Annotated in this window: 24 protein-coding genes; 13 read left to right on the top strand and 11 right to left on the bottom strand. The window is 66.4% G+C overall.

The window, feature by feature from the left end; translation table 11 throughout:
- Positions 1–99 precede the first annotated feature (99 nt).
- Together QX070_RS27495 and dprA are read left to right on the top strand one after the other, a co-directional pair.
- Entirely contained in the window at positions 100–1500 is a 1401-nt protein-coding gene (locus tag QX070_RS27495; protein WP_315740290.1) for a patatin-like phospholipase family protein, read from the top strand.
- A gap of 62 nt (positions 1501–1562) precedes the next feature.
- Positions 1563–2681, top strand: a complete 1119-nt coding sequence (gene dprA / locus QX070_RS27500; protein ID WP_315740291.1) for a DNA-processing protein DprA — start codon at positions 1563–1565, stop codon at positions 2679–2681.
- Positions 2682–2684: 3 nt separating this feature from the next.
- Here the strand turns inward: dprA and QX070_RS27505 are convergent, their stop codons facing one another.
- Positions 2685–3083, bottom strand: coding sequence for a helix-turn-helix domain-containing protein (locus QX070_RS27505; RefSeq protein ID WP_315740292.1), 399 nt, complete (start codon positions 3081–3083; stop codon positions 2685–2687).
- A 97-nt stretch (positions 3084–3180) separates the two neighbouring features.
- On the opposite strand from QX070_RS27505, the gene QX070_RS27510 reads away from it, so the two are divergent.
- On the top strand, positions 3181–3792 hold the full coding sequence (locus QX070_RS27510) for an FMN-dependent NADH-azoreductase (protein WP_315740293.1): 612 nt from the start codon (positions 3181–3183) through the stop codon (positions 3790–3792).
- A 75-nt stretch (positions 3793–3867) separates the two neighbouring features.
- On the opposite strand, the gene QX070_RS27515 is transcribed toward QX070_RS27510, so the two are convergent.
- Positions 3868–4641, bottom strand: a complete 774-nt coding sequence (locus QX070_RS27515; protein ID WP_315740294.1) for a glucose 1-dehydrogenase — start codon at positions 4639–4641, stop codon at positions 3868–3870.
- A 145-nt stretch (positions 4642–4786) separates the two neighbouring features.
- Between QX070_RS27515 and QX070_RS27520 the strand changes: the two genes are divergently transcribed.
- Positions 4787–5230, top strand: a complete 444-nt coding sequence (locus QX070_RS27520; RefSeq protein ID WP_315740295.1) for a helix-turn-helix domain-containing protein — start codon at positions 4787–4789, stop codon at positions 5228–5230.
- 13 nt (positions 5231–5243) lie between these two features.
- Here QX070_RS27520 and QX070_RS27525 read toward each other — a convergent pair whose 3' ends face one another.
- Positions 5244–5453, bottom strand: a complete 210-nt coding sequence (locus QX070_RS27525) for a hypothetical protein (RefSeq protein ID WP_315740362.1) — start codon at positions 5451–5453, stop codon at positions 5244–5246.
- A 225-nt stretch (positions 5454–5678) separates the two neighbouring features.
- Here QX070_RS27525 and topA point away from each other — a divergent pair, with 225 nt between their 5' ends.
- The 4 genes from topA to QX070_RS27545 are packed head-to-tail and all read left to right on the top strand — an operon-like array spanning position 5679 to position 12052.
- A complete protein-coding gene (topA, locus tag QX070_RS27530) occupies positions 5679–8432 on the top strand; it encodes a type I DNA topoisomerase (RefSeq protein WP_315740296.1) in 2754 nt (917 codons plus the stop codon).
- Between the two features lie 4 nt (positions 8433–8436).
- Complete coding sequence (rnr, locus tag QX070_RS27535) at positions 8437–10812, top strand: ribonuclease R (RefSeq protein WP_315740297.1); 2376 nt, start codon at positions 8437–8439, stop codon at positions 10810–10812.
- Entirely contained in the window at positions 10809–11252 is a 444-nt protein-coding gene (locus QX070_RS27540; protein WP_315740298.1) for a DUF983 domain-containing protein, read from the top strand. Before rnr ends, QX070_RS27540 begins: the two co-directional genes overlap by 4 nt.
- A gap of 41 nt (positions 11253–11293) precedes the next feature.
- Entirely contained in the window at positions 11294–12052 is a 759-nt protein-coding gene (locus tag QX070_RS27545) for an NUDIX domain-containing protein (RefSeq protein WP_315740299.1), read from the top strand.
- A 22-nt stretch (positions 12053–12074) separates the two neighbouring features.
- On the opposite strand, the gene QX070_RS27550 is transcribed toward QX070_RS27545, so the two are convergent.
- A complete protein-coding gene (locus QX070_RS27550; RefSeq protein ID WP_315740300.1) occupies positions 12075–12464 on the bottom strand; it encodes a RidA family protein in 390 nt (129 codons plus the stop codon).
- A 390-nt stretch (positions 12465–12854) separates the two neighbouring features.
- Here QX070_RS27550 and QX070_RS27555 point away from each other — a divergent pair, with 390 nt between their 5' ends.
- The 3 genes from QX070_RS27555 to QX070_RS27565 all read left to right on the top strand — a co-directional run bounded on the left by QX070_RS27555 (position 12855) and on the right by QX070_RS27565 (position 16051).
- Positions 12855–14180 carry an LLM class flavin-dependent oxidoreductase gene (locus tag QX070_RS27555; protein ID WP_315740301.1) on the top strand — a complete coding sequence of 442 codons (1326 nt, stop codon included), beginning with the start codon at positions 12855–12857 and terminating at the stop codon, positions 14178–14180.
- A gap of 120 nt (positions 14181–14300) precedes the next feature.
- Positions 14301–14468 carry a 50S ribosomal protein L33 gene (gene rpmG / locus QX070_RS27560; RefSeq protein WP_015666342.1) on the top strand — a complete coding sequence of 56 codons (168 nt, stop codon included), beginning with the start codon at positions 14301–14303 and terminating at the stop codon, positions 14466–14468.
- Positions 14469–14698: 230 nt separating this feature from the next.
- Positions 14699–16051: a globin-coupled sensor protein gene (locus QX070_RS27565; RefSeq protein ID WP_315740302.1), complete on the top strand. Its 1353-nt coding sequence runs from the start codon at positions 14699–14701 to the stop codon at positions 16049–16051.
- A 110-nt stretch (positions 16052–16161) separates the two neighbouring features.
- Here QX070_RS27565 and QX070_RS27570 read toward each other — a convergent pair whose 3' ends face one another.
- The 6 genes from QX070_RS27570 to QX070_RS27595 all read right to left on the bottom strand — a co-directional run bounded on the left by QX070_RS27570 (position 16162) and on the right by QX070_RS27595 (position 21295).
- Positions 16162–16386 carry a hypothetical protein gene (locus QX070_RS27570; RefSeq protein WP_315740303.1) on the bottom strand — a complete coding sequence of 75 codons (225 nt, stop codon included), beginning with the start codon at positions 16384–16386 and terminating at the stop codon, positions 16162–16164.
- Positions 16387–16488: 102 nt separating this feature from the next.
- Positions 16489–17187 carry an aspartate/glutamate racemase family protein gene (locus QX070_RS27575; RefSeq protein ID WP_315740304.1) on the bottom strand — a complete coding sequence of 233 codons (699 nt, stop codon included), beginning with the start codon at positions 17185–17187 and terminating at the stop codon, positions 16489–16491.
- A gap of 264 nt (positions 17188–17451) precedes the next feature.
- A complete protein-coding gene (locus QX070_RS27580; protein WP_315740305.1) occupies positions 17452–17859 on the bottom strand; it encodes a DUF1127 domain-containing protein in 408 nt (135 codons plus the stop codon).
- Positions 17860–18336: 477 nt separating this feature from the next.
- A complete protein-coding gene (locus QX070_RS27585; RefSeq protein WP_315740306.1) occupies positions 18337–18507 on the bottom strand; it encodes a hypothetical protein in 171 nt (56 codons plus the stop codon).
- Between the two features lie 988 nt (positions 18508–19495).
- Positions 19496–20917 carry a PleD family two-component system response regulator gene (locus QX070_RS27590; protein WP_315740307.1) on the bottom strand — a complete coding sequence of 474 codons (1422 nt, stop codon included), beginning with the start codon at positions 20915–20917 and terminating at the stop codon, positions 19496–19498.
- 12 nt (positions 20918–20929) lie between these two features.
- Entirely contained in the window at positions 20930–21295 is a 366-nt protein-coding gene (locus tag QX070_RS27595) for a response regulator (RefSeq protein WP_008964019.1), read from the bottom strand.
- 217 nt (positions 21296–21512) lie between these two features.
- Here QX070_RS27595 and QX070_RS27600 point away from each other — a divergent pair, with 217 nt between their 5' ends.
- Complete coding sequence (locus tag QX070_RS27600) at positions 21513–21812, top strand: DUF3572 domain-containing protein (protein WP_315740308.1); 300 nt, start codon at positions 21513–21515, stop codon at positions 21810–21812.
- Positions 21809–23116 carry a DNA polymerase IV gene (locus QX070_RS27605; protein ID WP_315740309.1) on the top strand — a complete coding sequence of 436 codons (1308 nt, stop codon included), beginning with the start codon at positions 21809–21811 and terminating at the stop codon, positions 23114–23116. The genes QX070_RS27600 and QX070_RS27605 overlap by 4 nt, the downstream gene beginning before the upstream one ends.
- Before the next feature lie 8 nt (positions 23117–23124).
- Here the strand turns inward: QX070_RS27605 and QX070_RS27610 are convergent, their stop codons facing one another.
- Positions 23125–23982, bottom strand: a complete 858-nt coding sequence (locus QX070_RS27610; RefSeq protein WP_315740310.1) for a cell envelope integrity EipB family protein — start codon at positions 23980–23982, stop codon at positions 23125–23127.
- Positions 23983–23995 lie beyond the last annotated feature (13 nt).

Genomic DNA, 23995 nt, shown 5'->3' on the forward strand with positions numbered 1-23995 from the left:
TGATTTCACAGCGGCTGCACAGCAACACCGGCGATTCATCAGCTAATAAGTTAACGCGGGACTCTGGCGTGAATCATGATTGCCTGTCATGATTCCTGCATGTGGTTACGCAAGACCAATTCCAGCGGTTCGTCGGCCACGCACGATGACCGTACTGATCAGGCTCCGGCGCAGCAGAAGGCGGCCCCGGCCCGATCGAACGCCAGCCTGCTGCTCTCGGCCGCCGAGATCTGGTCGACCGGCATCACGGCCGCTACAGACCCGGCGCCCACGCCTGAGGCGATCGCGCCCGCTGCGCCGGTCATGCCGAACGTGGCACCATCCACCGAAGCATCCGAACCGCACCCTGCGCCGGAACGAGCCGATGTCGCGCCGGCCGTTACCGAGATGATCATGACGGCCACGAGCGCGCCCGTGATCAGCGACACCAAAGCTGCAGAGACGCCCGAGCGAACGCTTGCGGAGACGATCGCAACGGTCACGCTGCCGCCACCACCCCGGACGTGGCCGCCGCGCAAGCTGTCGCTGGCCCTGCAGGGCGGCGGAACGTTCTCGGCCTTCACCTGGGGCGTGCTGGATCGTCTGCTCGAGGAACCCGGTTGCGATTTCGACACCATAAGTGGCGCCAGCGCCGGCGCGGTCAACGCCTCGCTGCTCGCGAGCGGGCTCGCCAAGGGCGGCCGCGACGAAGCCCGCAACCGGCTCGCTTTGTTCTGGACCCGGCTGATGGAGGAGGCGTCGTTCCGATCGCTGTTGGTGATCGGCGCGTACTCGCCGGCGAGCAGCTCGGTGTCGTTCGGCGCGGGGCTGCGCGGCGGACGCGCCGACCCGCTCGATCTCGACCCGCTCCGCGACATCCTCCTCGAGACGATCGACTTCGACGCCGTGCAGGGCCCGGCCGCGCCCCGCCTGCTGATCGCGGCGACCCGGGCCCGTGACGGCCTGCCGCAGATCTTCCGCAATGCCGGCATCACGCCGGATGCACTGCTTGCCTCCACCTGTCCCGCGCAACTGCACGCCGCTGTCGACATCGAGGGCGAGGCGTATTGGGACGGCGGCTACGTCACCAATCCGCCGCTGATCCAGATCGCGCATGAGTCCAGCGCCGCCGACCTGCTGGTCGTTCAGGTCACGCCCGCGCGCGACGGCAATGTCCCGATGACCTCGGCCGCGATCGATCGCCGTCTCGACCAGATCGCCGGCAATGCGGTCCTGAACGCCGAGCTCGCCGCGCTCGAATGGGCGCGCAGCGACGGCCTGCATCCGCCGCGCGTTCATCGGCTTGCCGCCGAGGACGAGATCGAGGCCCTGGCTCAGCGCGATGCGACCGATCTCGGCAGCAGCTTCATCGAGCTGCTGTACCAGCGCGGACGCGACGCCGCCGAGCGCTGGCTGCGCGAGGCTCCGGTCGGCACCACGCCGGCCATCCAGGGCGATCAGCCGGCGCTGTCGTCTCCGATATCCGCGTCCGAGGATGTGCGCGACGTCGCGCCGGCGTAGCGCGCCCTCTTCCCTGCGTCCTCGGGTTGCTCCATTCTAGTCCCCGGTAAAGGGGGCTTTGCGTGGATGCCATCAACACGACGATCGAGCTGAGCGACACCGAGCGGCGCGACCGGCTGCGCCTGATCCGGTCCGACAATGTCGGCCCGCGCACCTTCCGCTCGCTGCTCGACCATTTCGGCACCGCGCGCGTAGCGCTCGACCGGCTGCCCGGTCTGGCACGCCGCGGCGGCGCGGCCGGAGCCGGCCGGATCTGCACGGTCGGCGAAGCCGAGGCCGAACTCGAAACCTGCAAACGGCAAGGCGTCGAACTGCGGGCGCCGAACGAGGACGGCTATCCGCCCCGCCTCGCCACCTGCGAGGATGCGCCTCCGCTGCTCGCAGTGCGCGGCGCCCGCGAGACGTTGATGCGCCCGATGATCGCCATCGTCGGCTCGCGCAACGCTTCCGCCGCCGGACTCAAATTCGCCGGCCAGATCACCCATGAGCTCGGTCAGGCCGGCTTCGTCATCATCTCCGGCCTCGCCCGTGGCATCGATCAGGCCGCCCATCGCGCGAGCCTCGGCAGCGGCACGGTCGCGGTGCTCGCCGGCGGCCACGACCGGATCTATCCGCCGGAGCACGTCGACCTGCTCGGCGCCATCATCAGTGGCAGCGGCGCCGCAATCTCCGAGATGCCGCTCGGCCACGAGCCGCGCGCCCGCGACTTTCCCCGCCGCAACCGGCTGATCTCCGGCGCCTCGCTCGGCGTCGTCGTCGTCGAGGCCGCGCATCGCTCGGGCTCGCTGATCACGGCGCGCATGGCCGGCGAACAGGGCCGCGAGGTCTTCGCCGTCCCGGGCTCGCCGCTCGATCCCCGCTGCGCGGGCACCAACGATCTCATCAAGCAGGGCGCCGCGCTCGTCACCGAAGCCACCGACATCATCCAGGCCGTCGGCCCGATCATGGAGCGGCCGCTGCCCTTTTCGCTGCGCGAGCCGGACGAGGAGTTGTTCGCCCCCGATCCCGAAAGCCACGACCGCGCGCAGATCACAGCCCTGCTCGGCCCGACGCCCGTCTCGATCGACGACCTGATCCGGATCAGCGGTCTGTCACCCGCCGTGCTGCGCATGGTGCTGCTCGAGCTCGAGCTGGCCGGCCGCCTGGAGCGCCACGGCGGCGGGATGGTGTCGCTCACCTAGCGCTCAGTCGGCATCCTTGCGTGCGTCGAAGTGCGTGCGTGCCCGCTCGATCTGCTCCTGGTGCTGGATGGCCCAGTGCCCGAGCGCCTGCACGGGCTGCGACAGGCCGCGGCCGAGATCGGTCAATTCATAGTCGACCCGCGGCGGGATGGTCGGAAACACCGTGCGCGTCACCAGCCCGTCGCGTTCGAGGCCGCGCAGGGTCAGGGTCAGCATGCGCTGGGAAATGCCGCCCACGAGGCGCTTGAGCTCGTTGAAGCGCTTCGGCCCGTCCTGCAGCATCATGATGACGAACACGCTCCATTTGTCGCCGACGCGCGCCAGGATCGAGGCGACGCCCCGGCAATCATTGTGCTCCGGCTCCGCCGGCAGGTCAGGATCAGGGCTGTTCGCAGGTGTCATGGCTGTGCCCGAGTTTCAAAAATGTGCGTTCTTGTGGAGTTACAGCACAGTCACTCATAGTGCGCCAGTTACAAACCAATACCAAGGTGACTGACCGATGACCCAACTCCTTCATGTCGACTCCAGCGTGCTCGGCCCCCACTCCGTCAGCCGTCAGGTGTCCGCCGCAATCGTCGCGCGGCTCCGCCAGCTGACGCCGGACCTCGAGGTCACCTATCGGGATGTCGCCGCAGAACCGCTGTTGCATCTGTCTGGCGCGCATGTCGCGACCATGCGCGGAGGAGCGGCAGCGGATCCAGCCATCGAGGCGGACATCACGTCCGGTCAGGCTGTCCTGGACGAATTTCTCCGCGCCGATACCGTCGTGATCGGGGCTCCGATGTACAATTTCTCCATCCCGAGCCAGCTCAAGGCATGGATCGACCGCATCGCGGTCGCGGGCAAGACCTTCAAATATGGCCCGAACGGCCCGGAAGGGCTCGCCGGCGACAAGCGCGTGATCATCGCAATCTCGCGCGGCGGCCGTTATGGCGCGGATACGCCGATGGCCGCCTTCGAACATCTGGAGACCTATTTGCGCGGGGTCTTCAGCTTCATCGGCGTCAAGGATCTCACATTCATCGCGGCCGATGGTGTCCAGATCGGGCCGGAGCAGCGCGAGCAGGCGCTCGCGACGGCGCTTCAGACGGCCGGCGATCTCGCTGCCTGATCGAGACGGTGGCTGCCGCCGGCAGCCACCGTCTCTCACCGTGACGAGGCCTCGCCACAGGCTGCTCTCTGGCGCCTATCCCCGATAGATCGGCGCACCGGCCGGTGAGCTCGTGGCGCCGCCATCGACGAACAGCTCCTGCCCCTGGATGTGCGCGGCATCGTCCGACGCCAGGAACAGCACGGTGCTGGCGATATTCTCCGGCTCGCCGATATGGCCGAGCGGCGTGGTCGCCGCGATCCTTGCCTCGAACGTCTTCTCAGCCTCGGGCGTCGCGACCGCGGCGCCCCAGATCGGCGTCCGGATCGCGCCCGGCGCAACCACGTTGACGCGGATGCCGCGCGGCGACAGCTCCGACGCCAGCACCCGGGCCATCGCGCGCACCCCAGCCTTGCTCGCAGCGTAGGCCGAATAGCCGGGATTGCCCAGCACCGAGATCACGGAGCCATTGAGGATGATCGAGGCGCCGTCCTTGAGATGAGGCAGCGCCGCCTGAACGGTGAAGAACACGCCCGTCAGATTGGTGCGGATCACCTGCTCGAACACCTCGGGCCTGGTTGCTCCGGCCGGGGTCGCGCCGGGGATGCCGGCATTGGCGAACAGGATGTCGAGCTTGCCGAAGCGCTCTGCGGCGCGGGCGGCCGCGGCCTCGGTCGCGGCGATGTCGGTGGCATCGGCCACCAGCGCCAGCGCGTTCGGCCCGAGCTCGCGCGCCGCAGCCTCCAGCCGCCCGGCATCTCGCCCAGTGATCGCTATCCTGGCGCCTTCCGCGACGAAGCGCCGGGCGGTCGCAAGCCCGATGCCGCTACTGCCGCCGGTAATCAGTGCCGTCTTGTTTGCAAGCCTCACGCCCGCCTCCATATGGTTGCATAATTAAACCAATAGACGACATAGGCCGGTCGGTTTTATAATGCAACCACACAAGGGCGTGACCTGACGCGGGCGCGCCGGGGTACCAGCCGCGCCCCGCGGGTGACAGGACAAGGATGACGTGATGGTCAAGCGCACCAGTCTGGAAGGCGACGCCTGCCCGATCGCGCGGTCGCTGGATGCGATCGGCGACTGGTGGTCGCTGCTGATCATCCGCGATGCCTTTCTCGGCGTGCGCCGCTTCAGCGCATTTCAGCGCAGCCTCGGCATGGCGAAGAACATCCTTACGGTGCGACTGCGGGCGCTGGTCGATCGTGGCATCCTGACCACCGAGCCGGCCGCGGATGGCAGCTCCTATCGCGACTACGTGCTGACGCCGAAAGGCCGCGGCCTGTTTCCGATCCTGGTCGCACTGCGACAGTGGAGCGAGGAATTCGACGAGCACCCGGACGAGATCGCCACCGCGCTCGTCGACCGCGCGAACCGCAGGCCGGTTCGCAAGCTGCTGCTGACTGCGGAGGACGGCCGGACGCTGGCGCCGGAGGAAACCGCTCTCGCCCCGCGCTGAGCGCGGCCGGCCGTCAGCAGAGCCTGTGGCGGCTGCGCAGCCTGAGATGCTCCTCGGCCTCCAGGTTCGCCATGCGCAGCAGGTAGTCGAGCATGTCGAGGTGATGGCGCTGCGCCAGATGCGACAGGCTGGCCGTCACCTCGGCGATCAGCGCCGCCGCGGCGTCGGGATCCTCCACCGTCACCTCGACGTCCGGGTCGCTTTTGTCCACTGCCTTGGCCAACAACCGTCACCCAGCATAAGGAATTTGACGAAAAACAACCTCAAAAGAGCACGATTCTCATCGTGCTCCGTACAACCTGATAGGTACTTCGCCGGTCGAACGCAATCGCCTTTCAACATCCCTCGATTTGACAGGAACCCCCTCACCACCCATGTTCGGGTCAACGCAGCCGGCGCGAATCCCGCGAAGCCAGCTTCAATCCTTCCACTAAGCCATTGGAAATACATGAATATCGTCATCGTGGAGTCGCCTGCCAAGGCCAAGACGATCAATAAGTATCTGGGCTCATCCTACGAGGTTCTGGCCTCTTTCGGTCATGTCCGCGACCTTCCGGCCAAGAACGGTTCCGTCGATCCGGACGAGAATTTCCGCATGATCTGGGAGATCGATCCCAAGGCGGCCGGCCGACTCAACGATATCGCCAAATCGCTGAAGGGCGCTGACCGGCTGATTCTCGCCACCGACCCTGATCGCGAGGGCGAAGCGATTTCCTGGCATGTGCTGGAGGTGTTGAAGGAGAAGCGTGCGCTCAAGGATCAGAAGATCGAGCGCGTCGTCTTCAACGCCATCACCAAGCAGGCCGTCTCGGAGGCGATGAAGCATCCGCGCCAGATCGACGGCGCGCTGGTCGACGCCTACATGGCGCGCCGCGCACTCGATTACCTCGTGGGCTTCACTCTCTCTCCCGTGCTGTGGCGCAAGCTGCCGGGCGCCCGCTCGGCCGGGCGCGTGCAGTCGGTCGCGCTGCGCCTCGTCTGCGATCGCGAGCTCGAGATCGAGAAGTTCGTCCCGCGCGAATACTGGTCGCTGATCGCGACCTTGGCGACGCCGCGCGGTGACACCTTCGAGGCGCGCCTCGTCGGCGCCGACGGCAAGAAGATCCAGCGGCTCGACATCGGCACCGGCGCCGAAGCCGAGGATTTCAAGACCGCGCTCAACGCGGCGAGCTACACGGTCGCGACCGTCGACGCCAAGCCCGCGCGGCGCAACCCTCAGGCCCCCTTCACCACCTCGACGCTGCAGCAGGAGGCGAGCCGCAAGCTCGGCTTCGCGCCGGCGCACACGATGCGCATCGCGCAGCGTCTCTATGAAGGCATCGACATCGGCGGCGAGACCACCGGTCTCATCACCTATATGCGAACCGACGGCGTGCAGATCGACGGTTCGGCGATCACCCAGGCCCGCAAGGTGATCGGCGAGATCTACGGCAACAAATATGTGCCGGAGAGCCCGCGCCAGTACCAGGCCAAGGCCAAGAACGCCCAGGAAGCGCATGAAGCGATCCGCCCGACCGACCTGTCGCGCAAGCCGGCCGATCTACGCAAGCGGCTCGATGACGACCAGGCCAAGCTCTATGAGCTGATCTGGACCCGTACGATCGCGAGCCAGATGGAATCCGCCGAGCTGGAGCGCACCACCGTCGACATCATCGCCAAGGCGGGCGCCCGCACCCTGGAGCTGCGCGCGACGGGCCAGGTCATCAAGTTCGACGGCTTCCTCGCCCTCTATCAGGAAGGCCGCGACGACGAGGAGGACGAGGACGGCCGCCGCCTGCCGCAGATGAGCCCAGGCGAGCCGCTGAAGCGGCAGAATCTCGCGGTCACCCAGCATTTCACCGAGCCGCCGCCGCGCTTCTCCGAAGCCTCGCTGGTCAAGCGCATGGAAGAGCTCGGCATCGGCCGACCCTCGACCTATGCCTCGATCCTGCAGGTGCTGAAGGACCGCGGCTATGTGAAGCTCGAGAAGAAGCGGCTGCACGGCGAGGACAAGGGCCGCGTCGTCGTCGCGTTCCTGGAGAACTTCTTCCGCCGCTACGTCGAGTATGATTTCACGGCGGATCTCGAGGAGCAGCTCGACCGCATCTCCAACAACGAGATCGCCTGGCAGCAGGTCCTGAAGGATTTCTGGACCGGCTTCATCGGCGCCGTCGACGACATCAAGGACCTGCGCGTGGCGCAGGTGCTCGACGCGCTCGACGAGATGCTCGGGCCCCACATCTATCCGCCGCGCGACGACGGTGGCGATGTCCGGCAGTGCCCGACCTGCGGCACCGGACGGCTCAACCTCAAGGCCGGCAAGTTCGGCGCCTTCGTCGGCTGCTCGAACTATCCGGAATGCCGCTACACCCGCCCGCTCGCCGCCGACAGCGAGGCGACGGCCGATCGCGTGCTCGGCCAGGATCCGGACACCGGCCTAGACGTCGTCGTCAAGGCCGGCCGCTTCGGCCCCTACATCCAGCTCGGCGAGCAGAAGGATTACGCCGAGGGCGAGAAGCCGAAGCGCGCGGGCATCCCGAAAGGGACGTCGCCCGCAAGCCTCGAGCTCGACTATGCGCTGAAGCTGCTGTCGCTGCCACGTGAGGTGGGCATCCATCCGGAGACGGGTCTGCCGATCATCGCCAATCTCGGCCGCTTCGGGCCGTTCGTGAAGCACGACAAGACCTATGCGAGCTTGGAGGCGGGCGACGAGGTGTTCGACATCGGCCTCAACCGCGCCGTCACGCTGATCGCCGAGAAGATCGCCAAGGGACCGAGCAAGCGGTTCGGCGCCGATCCCGGCAAGGCGCTCGGCGACCATCCGTCGCTCGGCCCCGTCGCCGTCAAGGCCGGTCGCTACGGCGCCTATGTCACCGCAGGCGGCGTCAACGCCACCATCCCCGGCGACAAGGAGAAGGACACGATCACGCTCGCGGAGGCGATTGCGCTGCTCGACGAGCGCGCCGCCAAGGGCGGCGGCAAGAAGGCCAAGGGCAAGGCTGCGAAGCCGGCCAAGGCTGCCGGCAAGGCCAAGCCGAAGACCGGCGGTGACGACGACACGCCGAAGCCGGCGAAAAAGGCCGTGGCGAAGAAGGCGGCCGCCAAACCGAAATCAGACTCCACCAGCAAGGCGCGTGCGCCCGTCGCCAAGGCCGCCAAGACCTCGGCCAAGCCTGCGACCAAGGCGACGCCCAAGAAAAGCGCCGGCAAGGCCCGCGGATGAGAAAATGACCCAAAAGCGCGACATCGGCTTCCCTTCGCGGGAGGCCATCGTCGCCTTCATCCGCGCCAATCCGGGCAAGGTTGGCACCAAGGACATCGCCCGCGCATTCGGCCTGAAGAACGCCGATCGCGTCGCGCTCAAGCAGTTGCTGCGCGAGCTCGTCGCCGACGGCACGGTGAAGAAGAGCGGCCGCAAGAAGGTCGTCGAGACCGCGACACTGCCGGCCACGCTGGTCGCCGACATCACCGGGCGCGACAGCGACGGCGAATTGATCGCCAAGCCGGCCGAATGGGACGAGGCCGAACAGTCCGAGCCGCCGCGCATCCGCATCCACACGCCGCGTCATGCCGGGCCGGGCTCGGCCGCCGGCGTCGGTGACCGCGCGCTGCTGCGGGTCGAGCCGATCAAGGATGCCGAAGGCGTGGCCTATCGCGGCCGCGTACTCAAGGTGCTCGATCAGGCGCGGCCGCGCGTGCTCGGCATTTTCCGCAGCAATCCCGGCGGCGGCGGCCGCCTCATTCCGGTCGACAAGAAGCAGGCCGGCCGCGAGCTCTCCATCGCGCCCGCCGACACCAAGGACGCCAAGGACGGCGATCTCATCAGCGTCGACCTTCTGCGTGGCCGTGGCTATGGCCTGCCCGCAGGACGCGTGAAGGAGCGCTACGGCTCGGTCGCCACCGAGAAGGCGATCAGCCTGATCGCGATCCATGCCCACGAGATCCCGATGGACTTCTCGGCCGCGGCGGTGGCCGAAGCCGAAGCCGCGCTGCCCGCGACCTTGAAGGGCCGGGAGGACTGGCGCGAGCTGCCGCTGGTCACGATCGATCCGCCCGATGCCAAGGACCACGACGACGCCGTTCATGCCGCGCCCGACCCCGATCCGAACAATGTCGGCGGCTTCATTGTCCACGTCGCCATCGCCGACGTTGCCTACTACGTGCGGCCGGGCTCGGCGCTCGATCGCGACGCGCTGATCCGCGGCAACTCGGTCTACTTCCCCGACCGCGTGGTGCCCATGCTGCCGGAGCGCATCTCCAACAATCTGTGCTCGCTGGTGCCGGGCGAGGCGCGCGGCGCGCTCGCCGTGCGCATGGTGATCGGCGCCGACGGCCGCAAGCGGTCGCACTCGTTCCACCGCGTGCTGATGCGCTCGGCCGCGAAGCTTTCCTATGCGCAGGCGCAGGCCGCGATCGATGGCAAGCCGGACGACGTCACCGGTCCCCTGCTCGAGCCGATCCTCACGCCGCTTTATGCGGCCTATGAGGTCGCCAAGCGCGGCCGCGACGCGCGCGATCCGCTCGACCTCGACATCCCCGAGCGCAAGATCCTGCTCAAGACCGACGGCACCGTCGATCGCGTCGTCGTGCCGGAGCGCCTCGACGCCCACAGGCTGATCGAGGAGTTCATGATCTCGGCCAACGTCGCCGCGGCCGAACTGCTGGAGAAGAAGGCGCTGCCCCTGATCTACCGCGTGCATGACGAGCCGACGGTGGAGAAGATCCATGCGCTGCAGGAGTTCCTGAAGACCCTCGACGTGCCCTTCGCCAAGAGCGGCGCGCTCAGGCCGTCGCTGTTTAACCGCGTGCTGACCCTGGTCGCCGGCCAGGACTACGAGCATCTCGTCAACGAGGTCGTGCTGCGCTCGCAGGCGCAGGCGGAATATTCGACCGACAATTACGGGCATTTCGGGCTGAACCTGCGCCGCTACGCCCACTTCACCTCGCCCATTCGCCGCTATGCCGACCTCGTCGTGCATCGCGGCCTGCTGCGCGCGCTGGGCCTCGGCGACGGCGCCCTGCCCGACAGCGAGACGCCGGATCATCTCGCCGAGGTCGCGGCGCAGATCTCGGTCACCGAGCGGCGCGCGATGAAGGCCGAGCGCGAGACCGCCGACCGGCTGATCGCCCATCACTTGGCCGACCGCATCGGCGCTACCTTCCAGGGCCGCATCTCCGGCGTCACCCGCGCGGGCCTGTTCATCAAGCTCGACGAGACCGGCGCCGACGGCCTGGTTCCGATCAGGACCCTCGGCACGGAATATTTCGACTATGACGAGACGCGGCACGCGCTGATCGGCCAGCGCAGCGGTGCCATGCACCGGCTGGGTGACGTCGTCGACGTGCGTCTGGTAGAAGCTCAGCCGGTGGCCGGCGCGCTGCGCTTCGAGCTCCTGACCCAGGCGGATGTCCTCGTTTCGCGGCATGGCCGCCGCGACCGGTCGAAGAGCAAGACGACCGTCAAGGCGAAGAGCAAGGCGACCAAGCGGGCCAAATCCGAGGCTCGTCCGAAGCACGAAGAAAAAAGCCGCAAGAAAAGCCAAAAGGCAGGGGCAAAACGCAAGCCCGGCACATCGAAGAAAGGCAGATCATGGACGCCATGAGTTCAACGCCCCACGCAATGCCGCAAACCTGGACACGTGACACCGGCCTCGCCGAGAAGCGCGACGTCTGGACCGCGATGAAGCGCGGCCTGCGCTGCCGCTGCCCGCGCTGCGGTGAGGGCAAGCTGTTCCGCGCCTTCCTGAAAGTCGCCGACAACTGCGACCGCTGCGGCCAGGATTTTTCCGGCCATCGCGCCGACGATCTTCCCGCCTATCTCGTGATCGTCATCGTCGGCCACATCATCGTGCCGCTGGTGCTCTCGATCGAGACCAACTACGCGCCGCCAGTGGCGCTGCAACTCGCGATCTATCTGCCGGTGACCTTGGTCGCCGCGCTCGCCTTGATTCAGCCGGTCAAGGGCGCCGTCGTCGGGCTGCAATGGGCCTTCCGCATGCACGGCTTCGACGACAATCCGGTGGAGGGCATTCCACCGGTGTGAGCATTCGACCGATCGACGAGCAAGAAAAAGGCGGGGAGGACATGAGCGAGACGGCACAGGCGACCGGCGCGCCGGCGGGCAAGCCCGCCGAGAAGGAAGCGGACCACCATCCCTACACCAAGCCAAGGGATGCGGCGACGCTGATCCTGGTCGATCGCAGCAGCGCTGTGCCGAAGGTGCTGGTCGGCAAGCGCCACGACAAGGTCGTGTTCATGCCGGGCAAGTTCGTCTTCCCCGGCGGCCGCGTCGACAAGACGGATCACCGCATCCCGGTCGCAGCGCCCATGCCGGCCGAGCTCGAAGCCAATCTGTTCAAGGGCAAGCCACAGACGACGGCGTCGCGCGCGAAGTCGCTGGCCGTCGCCGCGATCCGCGAGGCCTGCGAGGAAACCGGTCTCTGCCTGGGACGCAGGGTCGACGGCCCCGCACTGAAGCTTGAAGGTCCTTGGGCGCCATTCGCGCAGGCCGGCCTCCTGCCCGATCCCTCCGGCCTGTTCCTGATCGCCCGCGCCATCACCCCGCCCGGCCGCATCAAACGCTTCGACACCCGCTTCTTCACCGCCGATGCCTCCGCCATCACCCACCGCGTCGACGGCGTGATCCACGCCGATGCCGAGCTGGTCGAGCTGGTCTGGGTCGAGCTCGGCTCCAAGCCGCTCGCCGACCTGCACCCGATGACCAGGAACGTTCTCCACGAGCTCGACCGCCGCCTCGCCACCGGCCCGCTCCGCCACGACGCGCCGGTGCCGTTCTTCCATTTCTACGGCGGCAAGATGCAGAAGGACGTGCTGGGCGGTTGAGGCAATCCCCGGTATAGCGCCGCTACGATGCTCGGTCGTGAATGATCGCGGTCACCTCGATCTCGACGCGCGCCGTCGCAGGCGTGAGGCCTGCGACCTTCACGAGCGTGCTTGCAGGCCGAATCGTCCCGAAGGCTTCGCTATGCGCAAGGGCCACCGCATCGGTATCCGCCATGTCGGTCAAGTACACGACCGTACGCACCACGTGACGGAGCTCCGCTCCCGCCTTCTGCAGCGCTTCGGCGATAAGGCCGATTACGCTTTGCGCCTGCGCGTAGACGTCGCGATCCAAATCAGGACCGCGCGCAGTCGTTCCGGAGACGAAGATTTGCTCGCCAACGCGGACCGCGCGCGCATAGCCATAGACGTCCTCGAACGGATAGCCTGAGGAGATGTTCAGCCGGTCTGACACGCCGATGGCTCCCTTGTGAATGAGTGCGAAAGGCACTGTTGCCGTTCGTCCCTGCCAGAGGAGCAGGATACTCGGTGGATGCTGGTCGCGGCGAGTGGGCGGTCCACCCCCACAACAAAGTGTCGTCCCAGCGAACGCCGGGACCCATACCGCGGAATCTTTCGATCGGCCCGGATGGTCGAGACTGTGCCTCACATTCCCTTCACGGAGTATGGATCCCGGCGTTCGCCGGGATGACACCGTTGTTTGGATCGCTTGCTCGGCACGTCATTGGAATGAGCGTGCTACGTCCGCCACCAAAAACGAAATCGTGTTCTGCCGCCGATTGCTGACACGCATGGGCCGAGTTCCTATCTGCCCAAGACAGCAACCATCCGCGGACGACCCTTCATGGCCCCACGTCAACTCAAGCTCGGCGCTTTCATGCGCCCGGTCTCCATCCACACCGGCGCGTGGCGCTATCCCGGCGCCTGGCCGGACGCCAATTTCAACTTCGCGCATCTGAAGCAGCTGATCCGGAAATTGGAGGCCGGCAAGTTCGACGCCTTCTTCATGGCCGACCACCTGGCCGTGCTGAACATGCCGATCAATGCTCTGAAGCGCAGCCACACCGTGACCTCGTTCGAGCCGTTCACGCTGCTCTCGGCGCTGTCGGCGGTCACCGAGCACATCGGGCTGATCGCGACGGGATCCACCACCTTCGACGAGCCCTATCACGTCGCCCGCCGCTTCGCCTCGCTCGATCACATCTCCGGCGGCCGCGCCGGATGGAATATCGTCACGACGTCGAATCCGGACGCCGCGCTGAATTTCGGCCTCGACGATCACATGGAGCACGCCGAGCGCTACAAGCGCGCCCGCGAGTTCTACGACGTCGTCACCGGCCTCTGGGACTCGTTCGCCGACGATGCCTTCGTGCGCGACGTCGAGCAGGGTCTGTTCTTCGATCCCGACAAGATGCATGTGCTCGATCACAAGGGCAAATATCTGAAAGTCCGCGGCCCGCTGAACATCGCCCGTCCCGTGCAGGGCTGGCCCGTCATCGTGCAGGCGGGCGCCTCGGAGGATGGCAAGCAGCTCGCGGCCGAGACGGCGGAGGCCGTGTTCACCGGCGGCGGCAGCCTCGCCGACGGGCAAAAGCTCTATGCCGACATCAAGGGCCGCATGGAAAAGGTCGGCCGGGATCCGGAGCATCTGAAGATCCTGCCCGGCGCCTTCGTCGTGGTCGGCGACAGCGTCGACGAGGCCAGGGAGAAGCGCGCTCTGCTCGACAGCAAGGTGCATTACGACAGCGCCATCGCCTCGCTCTCGGTCATCCTCGGCACCGACGCCTCCGGCTTCGATCCCGACGGCCCGCTGCCTGATATCCCCGAGACCAACGCCTCCAAGAGCGGCCGCCAGCGCCTGGTCGATGTCGCCGCGCGCGACAAGCTCACGGTGCGGCAACTGGCGCAGCGGGTCGGCGGCTATGGCGGTCTGTCCTTCGTCGGCACCGCGAGGACGATCGCCGACCAGATGCAGGAGTGGCTGGAAAGCCGTGGGTCGGACGGTTTCAACATCATGTTCCCGTTCCTGCCGGCCGGGCTCGACGACTTCGTCGACAAGGTGATTCCCGAGCTGCAGCGCCGCGGGATCTTCCGGACGGCGTATGAGGGGCCGACCTTGCGGGACAATCTCGGCCTGCCCAGACCGAAAAACCGCTTCTTCGCGGCCTAGGGCCCCCAGAATCTGGCCCTCAAACCTTGACTTTGGGGGCTGGCTGGGTAGGTTGCCGGCCAACGGCGCCCCCTCTTTGGCCGGTGCCCACCCCCGATCCCGATTCCAGAGGTTCAAGACATGGCCAAAGCGGTCACCATCAAGGTCAAGCTCGTGTCGACGGCCGACACCGGCTTCTATTACGTTGCCAAGAAGAACTCGCGCACCATGACCGACAAGATGGTCAAGAAGAAGTATGACCCGGTTGCGCGCAAGCACGTCGAATTCCGCGAAGCCAAGATCAAGTAAGATCGCGGTCTGCTGCGACTTCAACGGGGCCGTTTCGGCCCCGTTTTTTATTGCGCGCGCCGCAGCCACTGGATGCGGCCGGGGCCGTCCCGCATCGGATCGGTCCCCTCGCCGCGGTCGAATCCGGCTCCCGACTTAAGGAGCCATCAACCAAACCCGTGCGATTTTGGCTGGCGACGCACCTGCGAGTTCCGCAGCGTCCCCCTCCTTATCTTACCGGTAGACCAGCGATGACCGATCTCCAGACTCTGCAATCCCGTCTCGATTTTATCGGCATCGACAATTCGACCCGAGAGGCGCTGCGGGAGCTGCGGCCGATGATCGGCAAGGTGCTGCCTGGGCTGCTGGAGCAGTTCTACGCCCATGTCGGCAAGTACCCGCATCTCGCCAAGATGTTTTCCACCCCGGCCGCCATGGGGCACGCCAAGCAGGCCCAGCACGATCATTGGATGTCGCTGGCGACCGCGAAGTTCGACGATGCCTATGTGAAGTCGGTGACCCGGATCGGGATGGCCCACAACCGAATGGGGCTGGAGCCGCGCTGGTACATCGCCGGCTATTCGCTGATCGTCACCGGGCTGCAGAAGGCGATCGAGACGGAGATCGCGGACCGCTGGTTCGGGGGCCAGTCGGCGCGCGAGAAGAAGGCCGCACTGCAGGCTGCGATCACCAAGGCGGCGATGATCGACATGGATCTCGCCATCTCGGTCTATCTCGATGCGGCCAAGACGGAGCAGCACGTCGCGATGCAGCGCATGGCCGATGAGTTCGAAGCCACCGTCGGCCAGATCATCAACAAGGTTCATGCCGACGCCCGCACGCTCGAGGTCTCGGCCAACACGCTGACCAAGACCGCCGAGCAGACCCAGCAGCTGTCGTCCAGCGCCGCGTCCGCCTCGGGCCAGGTCTCGACCAACGTGCAATCGGTCGCCTCGGCCGCGGAGGAAATGACCTCCTCGGTCCATGAGATCGGCCGCCAGGTCAGGGAATCGACCACCATCGCCAAGGAGGCCGTGCGCCAGATCGAGCAGACCGATGTCGGCATCAGCGAGCTGTCGCGCACCGCCGAGCGTATCGGCGACGTGCTGAAGCTGATCACCTCGATTGCCGCCCAGACCAACCTGCTGGCGCTGAACGCGACCATCGAGGCGGCGCGCGCCGGCGACGCCGGCCGCGGCTTCGCGGTGGTTGCCTCCGAGGTCAAGGCGCTGGCGTCGCAGACCGCCAAGGCCACCGAGGAGATCGGTCAGCAGATCGAAGGCATCCAGAACGCGACGCAGTCCTCGGTCGCCTCGATCAAGCAGATCGGCGGCACCATCCAGCAGATCTCGGAGATCGCCGCCGGCATCGCCGCCGCCGTCGAGCAGCAGGGCGCGGCGACGGGGCAGATCTCGCGCAACGTCCAGGAGGTCGCCGGCGGCACCGCGCGCGTCGCCGGCAACATCGACGACGTCAGCAAGGGGGCCAGCGCCACCGGCACCGCCTCGTCCCAGGTGCTATCCTCCGCGCACTCGCTGTCGCGGGAGAGCGATCACCTCAAGGACGAGCTGGACAAGTTCCTGCGCAAGGTGCGCGCGGCGTAGCCGTGTTCAGCTGAAGCGTCGAGCGCATCAGCGCGAGCGTCATAGCCACTCTTCCGCGCCGTAAGATCGGCGGATCACGCTGGGCTGATCCGCCGGACGCACCAGGCGTGCTACATCCCGTGGCTCTGGAACACCGCCGCGCAGCGCTTGCTCAGCTTGGCCCGGTTCTGCGTCAGACAATTCTGGACCCCGAAGTCGTCGCCGAGCTGAGTGCGGCAGAAGCGCTTGGCGTCGGGTGCGCACGCCTTCTGCTCCTGCGGCGTGCCCATATGGGCCAGCGCGAATGACGGCAGAACGGACAGCGACACGGCAACCGCAAACATCAGCTTCTTCATCGGGGCTCCTCCTTGGGGCCCAGACAAACGCCTGCGGCGGCGGGCGGTTCCGACGACGTTCGATGCAGAACGGCCGCGCATCGCCCTGCGCAGGTCCGCTCCTCAGACCGCAACCGGACACGCGCGCGACAGCGCGGCGCGGGCGAGCAGCCGCGTCGAGTCCAACGTCGGCAAGGACGAGTTGGTGTCATCGATGATGAGCGGAATTTCGGTACAGCCGAGCACGACCGCGTCGCAGCCCCGCGCCTTCAGCCGCACGATGATCGCCTGAAACGCGGCGATGGATGACGGCTCGAAGCGGCCGCAGACGAGCTCATCCATGATGATGCGGTTCGCCGTGATACGGTCGGCCTCGTCCGGGCGCTCGAAGGCGAGGCCGTTCGCGGCCAGGCTGTCGGGATAGACATTGCTGTCGACGAGCCATTTCGTGCCGGTGATGCCGACACGCCGATAGCCTCTCCTCGCCGCCTCCTTGGCGACCTCATCGGCGATGTGCAGCCACGGCAGCGGCGAGTGCGGCAGCACGAGCGGCAGCGCCTGGTGGATGGTGTTGTCCGGGCAGATCAGGAAATCCGCGCCGGCCGCCGCGAGCTTGCGGGCCGAGGCCAGCATCAGCTCGGCCACGCCTGCGAGATCGCCGCGATCGAGACATGTCACGTAGTCGGCGAGCGACGGCGTGTGCATCGACACCTCGGGATGCGCATGCGGCCCGAGGACGCCGGCCCCCTCCTTGCAGATGGTGCGATAGCAAAGCGCGGCGCCCTCGGCGGAGCAGCCGACGATCCCGATATGTTGCGTCATCTGACATGGCCTCCTCTCGCGATTCTCCGCGGATGATGGTCGAGAGACGCGCGATCTCTCCTCCCTCATTGCGAACGCAGCAATCCAGGCTCGTCCCGCAGACGGACTCTGGATTGCGTCGCTGCGCGCGCAAGGACGTTGTGGCAACGGCTCGCTGAGCAGGCAAGCCCGCGCTTTGGAACAAGCCATGGCATCGCGAGGGCGGATCACGCAGATCCGCCCTTCCGACGACCACCGTAACGTCGAGCGCCGGCTCGCGCGCAGCTACATCACGCCGCGGGACATCATCAGATGCGCCGTGCTCCGCTTGAACCGTTCGAGAGCGCGGTGCGCGGCGATGTGGTCGATGTCGCCTCGGGTCAGGCCGATATCAATCAGTTGCGCCTCGCTCAGGTCACGCAGATCGACTCTCATCCGCCTGAGCCGGCGGCCCTCCTGAAACACCAGCCAATAGCGCGCCAGCCGGCCGAGCAATCCCGGCGCTGCTGCGCCCGGCGGCCCGGCGGCGTCCTTTTCCGACACCGCGTCACGCAGCACCGTGATGGACGCGGACGGTCGCGGCGCGGCTTGCACGCCACGCACAGCGTTCGTCGCTGCGGCCATGGGACGATCGAGACCGGGAGCGGCGCCATCGCGCGCGATCTCGGCAGTGAGGTTGGTCTGGGGCGGCATCGGATGCTCCTGCTGTGTGGTGCCGGCAGGGAGCGTGGCCAAACAAAAGGCCCCGTCCGATGCCGGCGGGGCCTGGTGAAACGATCGCAACGTCCAAGTCCTAGCGCGCGACTCCTTCCACGGCCCAGCCGAAGCGGGTCATGTGATAGAAGTTGACGATGCGGACCGATTTGCTCATGTCGCGTAAGGTATCATGGCACGCACGCAACATCAAGGGATATTTTGGCGCCCCACATCCTGGCGGCGAGTTGTTGTAGATTGACCGCGCGAGCACGGCGGGCGGATTGGCGTCAGCTCAATCTGCCGATTTACGGCGAACGTGAAGCGGCGGATCACGCTGCGCTGATCCGCCCTACGGAGTGCGGACTACCAGCTGAAATGTCCACATCGGGACGCTCCACAAACATCAGACGCTCTCTCCGTCCGAGATACATCCGAATGAGCCTACAACCATCCAGCCTTGCGCGCTGACCAGCGCTACGTACCGCGCCCCGCCATGAACCGATCCAAGATGTCAGCCAGCGAGCCCGAAACGCCTCCCAAGACCATGAAAACCAAAAGGTTGGTCTGCACACCGAGCGCTTCGAGGACCAAGACTCCACACAACATCAGCACGCCGGCCAAAACACCCATGCGAAGCGGCTTCATGCCTTTCCCCCAACTAGAGAGCAACGCCGCAACCAGGCTAGCATGAGACACCCGAAGTACGTAGGTCCGATCAACATCGGCTTGATCTTCAGGGATCCGTCTAAGGCATTGCGATGAGGAAGCGATCTCCCCATCCGAGCGCCCCGAGACCGTCCTGCGCCAAAAGACTAACTTCTCGAACGCTTTCAACGATGTCGCTCTCGCCGGCTATTCAGAGCGCAATTTTTACTTTCTCTTTTCCAGAAATCATGCTATCTCTCCATCCATCCCACCTCGCCACGAGGGGCGCATCGCGATCGTCACGAGCGTGAGGTGGGCTGCGGTGGGCGTGTCGGGTTGCAGCGTGGCTTGTCCGCGCCGACGAACGATCCGGTTTGCACGGTCAAGCCGTGTGGTCCTGGCCTCCCGATGCTGAGGCCAAGCGGGCGCTGCGACGAAGCGCGCTCGCGACGGGGGCAAGAACGCCGGTCCCCGGGGAGAGCGCGGAGTAAGCCGTAAAGCCATCGCGCAGGGAGGGCCGGATGTCCGGCTCGTACCTGTGGTTCTGCCGCGTGCTTTTTTCTGCACGCGGACCATGGGTGCGACCAGCACCCGGCCTTCCCTGCGCCCTCTGTTCTCGACGAGGGCTTTGAATGGCAAAGCTCGGGCGCGGATGCGTGGCGAGGACGACATGTCATGTACGGAAGCCTGCCGTCCGACCCCGCCGTTACTTTGGCGCAACGACGTCGTACGCACGCCCGATAACCTGCAGCGCGCGTGGCCGTCCTTCGAGACGCAGGCCTGCGGCGTGCTCCTCAGGACGAGGTCCGTGGTCTTGGCGCGGTCTTTGAGAGATCTTGGCGAAGCTCTCAACCCTCATGCTGAGGAGCGCCGCTTGCGGCGCGTCTCGAAGCACGAGGCCCGGAGCGACTCGATGGCAGATGGAGGCCGTTGGACAGATGCGCCGCAGCTTCAGCCGAGGACAGAAAGATCGGAGCCGCCCTGCCCCTCAGCGGCCGCGGCCGGCGGCTTGCGGCAGGAACGGCGCCGGTTGATGCACCGGGGCGATCGCCACCGCGCGGTTGCGGCCCTCGTTCTTGGCGCGGTAGAGCGCATTGTCGGCGCGCTTCATGACGTCGGCGATCGGCTCGCCCTTCTGCTCCAGGGTCGACAGCCCGATCGAGGTCGTGACCTCGATGCGCTTCTCGCCCTTGTGCACCGAGAACGGCTCGTTGGCGACCGAGCGCCGCAGCCGCTCGGCGACCATGCCGGCGACGTGCAGATCGGTCTCGGGCATCACGATCACGAACTCCTCGCCGCCATAGCGGCAGGCGAGATCGATGCCACGGATCGACTTGCGCACCCGCATCGCGAACTCGCGCAGCACGTCGTCGCCGGCATCGTGGCCGTAATTGTCGTTGATCGACTTGAAGTAGTCGATATCGAGCATCATCAGCGCCAGCGGTTTGCCGCGGCTCGCCGCCTGGTCGGCCAAGGTCGCCAGATGCGTCTCCATGTAGCGGCGATTATGCAGGCCGGTCAGCGCGTCGGTGATCGCCATCTCGATCGAGTTCTGCACGTTGTCGCGCAGGTGGTCGGTGTAACGGCGCTTGCGGATCTGGGTGCGCGCCCGCGCCATCAGCTCGTTCTTGTCGACCGGGCGCAAGAGATAGTCATTGACCCCGATTTCCAAGCCGCGCAGCAACCGCGAATTGTTCTCCGCCTCGGCGATGGCGAGGATCGGCACGTGCCGGGTGCGCTCCAGCGAGCGCAGCTGGCTGCACAGTCGCAGGCCGTCGTAGTCGTTCAGATCGAGCGAGACGATGACGAGGTCGTAATTGCCTTCGGCGGCGTTGAACACGGCCTCGGCGGGATTGGTCTCGACATCGACGGCATGCTCGGTCGCCAGCATCGGCCCGAGCCGCTCGTAGGACGACGGCCGGTCGTCGACCAGCAGCACCTTGCCGCCCCTGCCGCCGTCGGCGACAGCGTTGCGCTCGGGCGCCTGCACGCCGATCTCGAGCGAGGTCAGCGCGCGCATGCGCAGCTCGTCGGTCATCATCTTCAGCCGGGTCAGCGAGCGCACGCGCGCGATCAGCACGACGTCGGAGACGGGCTTGGTCAGGAAGTCGTCGGCGCCGGCCTCCAGGCCGCGCACGCGGTCGGACGGGCTGTCGAGCGCCGTCACCATGACCACCGGAATGAAATGCGTGGCCGGATTCGACTTCAGCCGGCGGCAGACCTCGAAGCCGTCCATGTCCGGCATCATGACGTCGAGCAGGATGATGTCGCATTCGGCGCGCTGGCAGATCTGCAGCGCCTCGGCGCCGTTCGCGGCGGTCAGCACGTCGAAATACTCGGCCGACAGCCGCGCCTCCAACAGCTTGACGTTGGCCGGGACGTCGTCGACCACAAGGATACGCGCGGACACTGCAGAAACTCCTTAGCCGATAAAGCGGCGTACCGTTTCAATGAATTTTCCGACCGAGATCGGCTTGGAAAGATAGGCTTCGCAGCCACCCTCGCGGATGCGCTCCTCGTCGCCCTTCATGGCAAAGGCCGTCACTGCCACCACCGGGATGGCACGCAAATCCGGATCGTCCTTGATCCATTTCGTCACTTCCAGGCCCGAGACCTGCGGCAGCTGGATGTCCATCAGGATCAGATCGGGGCGGGTCCGGCGCACGATGTCGAGCGCCTCCACGCCGCTGGACGTCCCGGACGTCTGGTACCCGTGGGCTTCCAACAGATCGCGGAAGAGCTTCATGTTGAGCTCGTTGTCCTCCACGATCAGGACGGTCTTGCCCATCCGCCCCTCCGAATCACTGACACCGGCATGCCCTCTGGCGGACGCCTGTCCACCGCTACTCATCTAATTCAAACTAGCCCCAGATTCGTTCTAACCCGTTAAGTCGGTATTCGATCTTTCCCCGAGATGGTTTCCACTTGCTTGAACCCATTCCGAAGACTCGGGCATGATGGGCGCAAAGTAGAGCCGACAAGTTAACGGAAAGGCAAATCCGCCGTTGAAAAAGCCCGTTCGAAATCCGCGCGAAGTCGCTGAAATCGTTGCAGTTCAGGCCCTCGGCTTCCTGGCCGGCGAACCGGAGCGGCTGGGCCGGTTCCTGGCCGAGACCGGGATTGGGCCGGAGACGCTGCGATCCTCGGCCGCCGACCCCAATTTCCTGGTCAGCGTGCTCGATTTCGTGCTGCGCGACGACGAGACGGTAAAGGCTTTTGCCGCCAGCTCCAAGTTACATCCGACCAATATCATGGCGGCGCGGCAGGTATTGGGCGACCGGCAGTGGGAGCGCGACGTGCCGTGACCGCTTCCGCGCCAGAAGGAGCGTCGCGCGCGGTCAGCGGGCCGACCTGCTTCTGCCGCGACTGCCTGACGGATCTGGATGACAGCGCGCGCCGCTGCACGGCCTGCGGCTCGCCGCGCCTCGTCCGCCATCGCGCCCTGCCCGCGCTGACGCTGGCCCATATCGATTGCGACGCGTTCTATGCGACCGTCGAGAAACGCGACAATCCCGAGGTCGCCGACCGGCCCGTCATCGTCGGCGGCGGCAAGCGCGGAGTGGTGTCGGCGGCCTGCTACATCGCCCGCACCTATGGCGTGCGCTCGGCGATGCCGATGTTCAAGGCGCTGGAGCTGTGTCCCTCGGCGGTCGTCATTCCTCCGGACATGGCGAAATACGTCCGGGTCGGCCGCGAGGTCCGCCAGGCGATGCAGGCGCTGACGCCGCTGGTCGAACCGCTCTCGATCGACGAGGCGTTCCTCGACCTCTCCGGAACCGAGCGCGTCCACGGCATGGTCCCCGCAAAGGTGCTGGCGCGCTTCGCCCGTGAGGTCGAGCAGACCATCGGCATCACCGTCTCGGTCGGCCTGTCCTGCAACAAGTTCCTCGCCAAGATCGCCTCCGACCTCGACAAGCCCCGCGGCTTCGCCGCACTCGACCAGGAGGAAGCGCGCAACATGCTGGCCGACAAGCCGGTCGGCTTCATCTTCGGCGTCGGTCCCGCCACGCAGCAACGGCTGGCGAACCAGGGCTTCCGCACCATCGCCGACCTGCAGCGTGCCGACGAGATCGAGCTGATGAAGCAGTTCGGCGGTGACGGCCGCAGGCTGTGGCGGCTGGCGCGCGGCATCGACGACCGCAAGGTCGTGGCCGATCGCGGCGCCAAGACGATCTCCAGCGAGACCACCTTCGACACCGACATCCGCGACTACGCGACCCTGGAAAAGACCCTGTGGCGGCTGTCGGAGAAGGTGTCGGCACGGCTGAAGGCGAGCCAGCTCGCCGGGTCGACCATAACGCTGAAGCTGAAGACCGCGGACTTCCGCCAACGAACGCGCTCGCAATCGATCGCGGCGCCGACGCAGCTCGCCGGCAAGATCTTCGCAATCTGCAAGGAGATGCTGGCGCGCGAGACCGACGGCACGGCGTTCCGGCTGATGGGCGCCGGCGTCAGCGCGCTGCGCCCGGGCTCGGAGGCCTCCGACACCGACATGCTCGATCGCCGTTCGGCCTCGGCCGAGCGCGCGATCGATGCGCTACGCAAGAAGTTCGGCCAGGCCGCGGTGATCCGCGGCATCGCCTATGACGGCCCGGAGCAGACGGAATGATGCCCCGATCAATTGCCGCAGGGTTTGCCGTCCTTCGCGTCCTTGACGTCGAACTTGCCGAGCGCGCCGGCGATGACGAAATCATTGTAGTCGAGCACGAGCGCGCGCGAGACGCCGTTCTCGTAGAGCTCGAACGACATCGCGTAGACCGGCGTCTGCTCGCCCTCGGCCCGCTTGGCGTCGCGGTCATAATAGCTGACCGTTACCGGCCAGCGCGTCATCTTCTTCATCTCGTCGTTGTCGGTCGAGGCATCGGGCTTGGCGGCCGCCTTGTCGGCCGACACGGCTGCTCCGATCACGGTCAGCGTGTTGTAGACCTTCTCGCCATTGTCCGAGCCGTCGTAGACCGTCAGCTCAAGCAGCGACTTGCCCTCGCGCGCGGCGGCGATGATGCGATGGATCTGCTCGGTCGGAAACACGGTCGAGCCGTCGAGCGTGAAGGTCTTCGCCTCCGGCTGCTTGAGCTTGACGGTGATGTGATCGCCGGTGCGCTCGGCGATGCCGTCGACCGGGCTGGAGGCCTGATCGTTCATGCGCGAGTCGATCTTGAAGCGATAGCTCTTGCCGGCGCCGTCCTCCCAGGCAGTCGAGCGCAGGTCGCTCAGGGTCACCTTGCCCTCGCCGAGATCGAGCTCCGAGACCTGGCGGAATTCCGAGGTGTAGCCGTTGCAGGCGTTGCCGGAGAAATTGTAGAGGATGCGGCCGCGCGCGCTGTTGACGGGGCTCGATCCGCGCGACTTGACCAGGCTCAGGTCATAGAGCGCCTGATGCGGCAGGAACGGCACGGCCGCCCCGGCCGGCGCCGGACCGAATGTGATCGCCGCGACGGCGAGCGCTCCCATCGACAGTCGAAACGAATGAGCCATGAGTTTTCCTCGG

This window comes from Bradyrhizobium sp. SZCCHNR1093 (assembly GCF_032381175.1).
Taxonomy (GTDB): domain Bacteria; phylum Pseudomonadota; class Alphaproteobacteria; order Rhizobiales; family Xanthobacteraceae; genus Bradyrhizobium.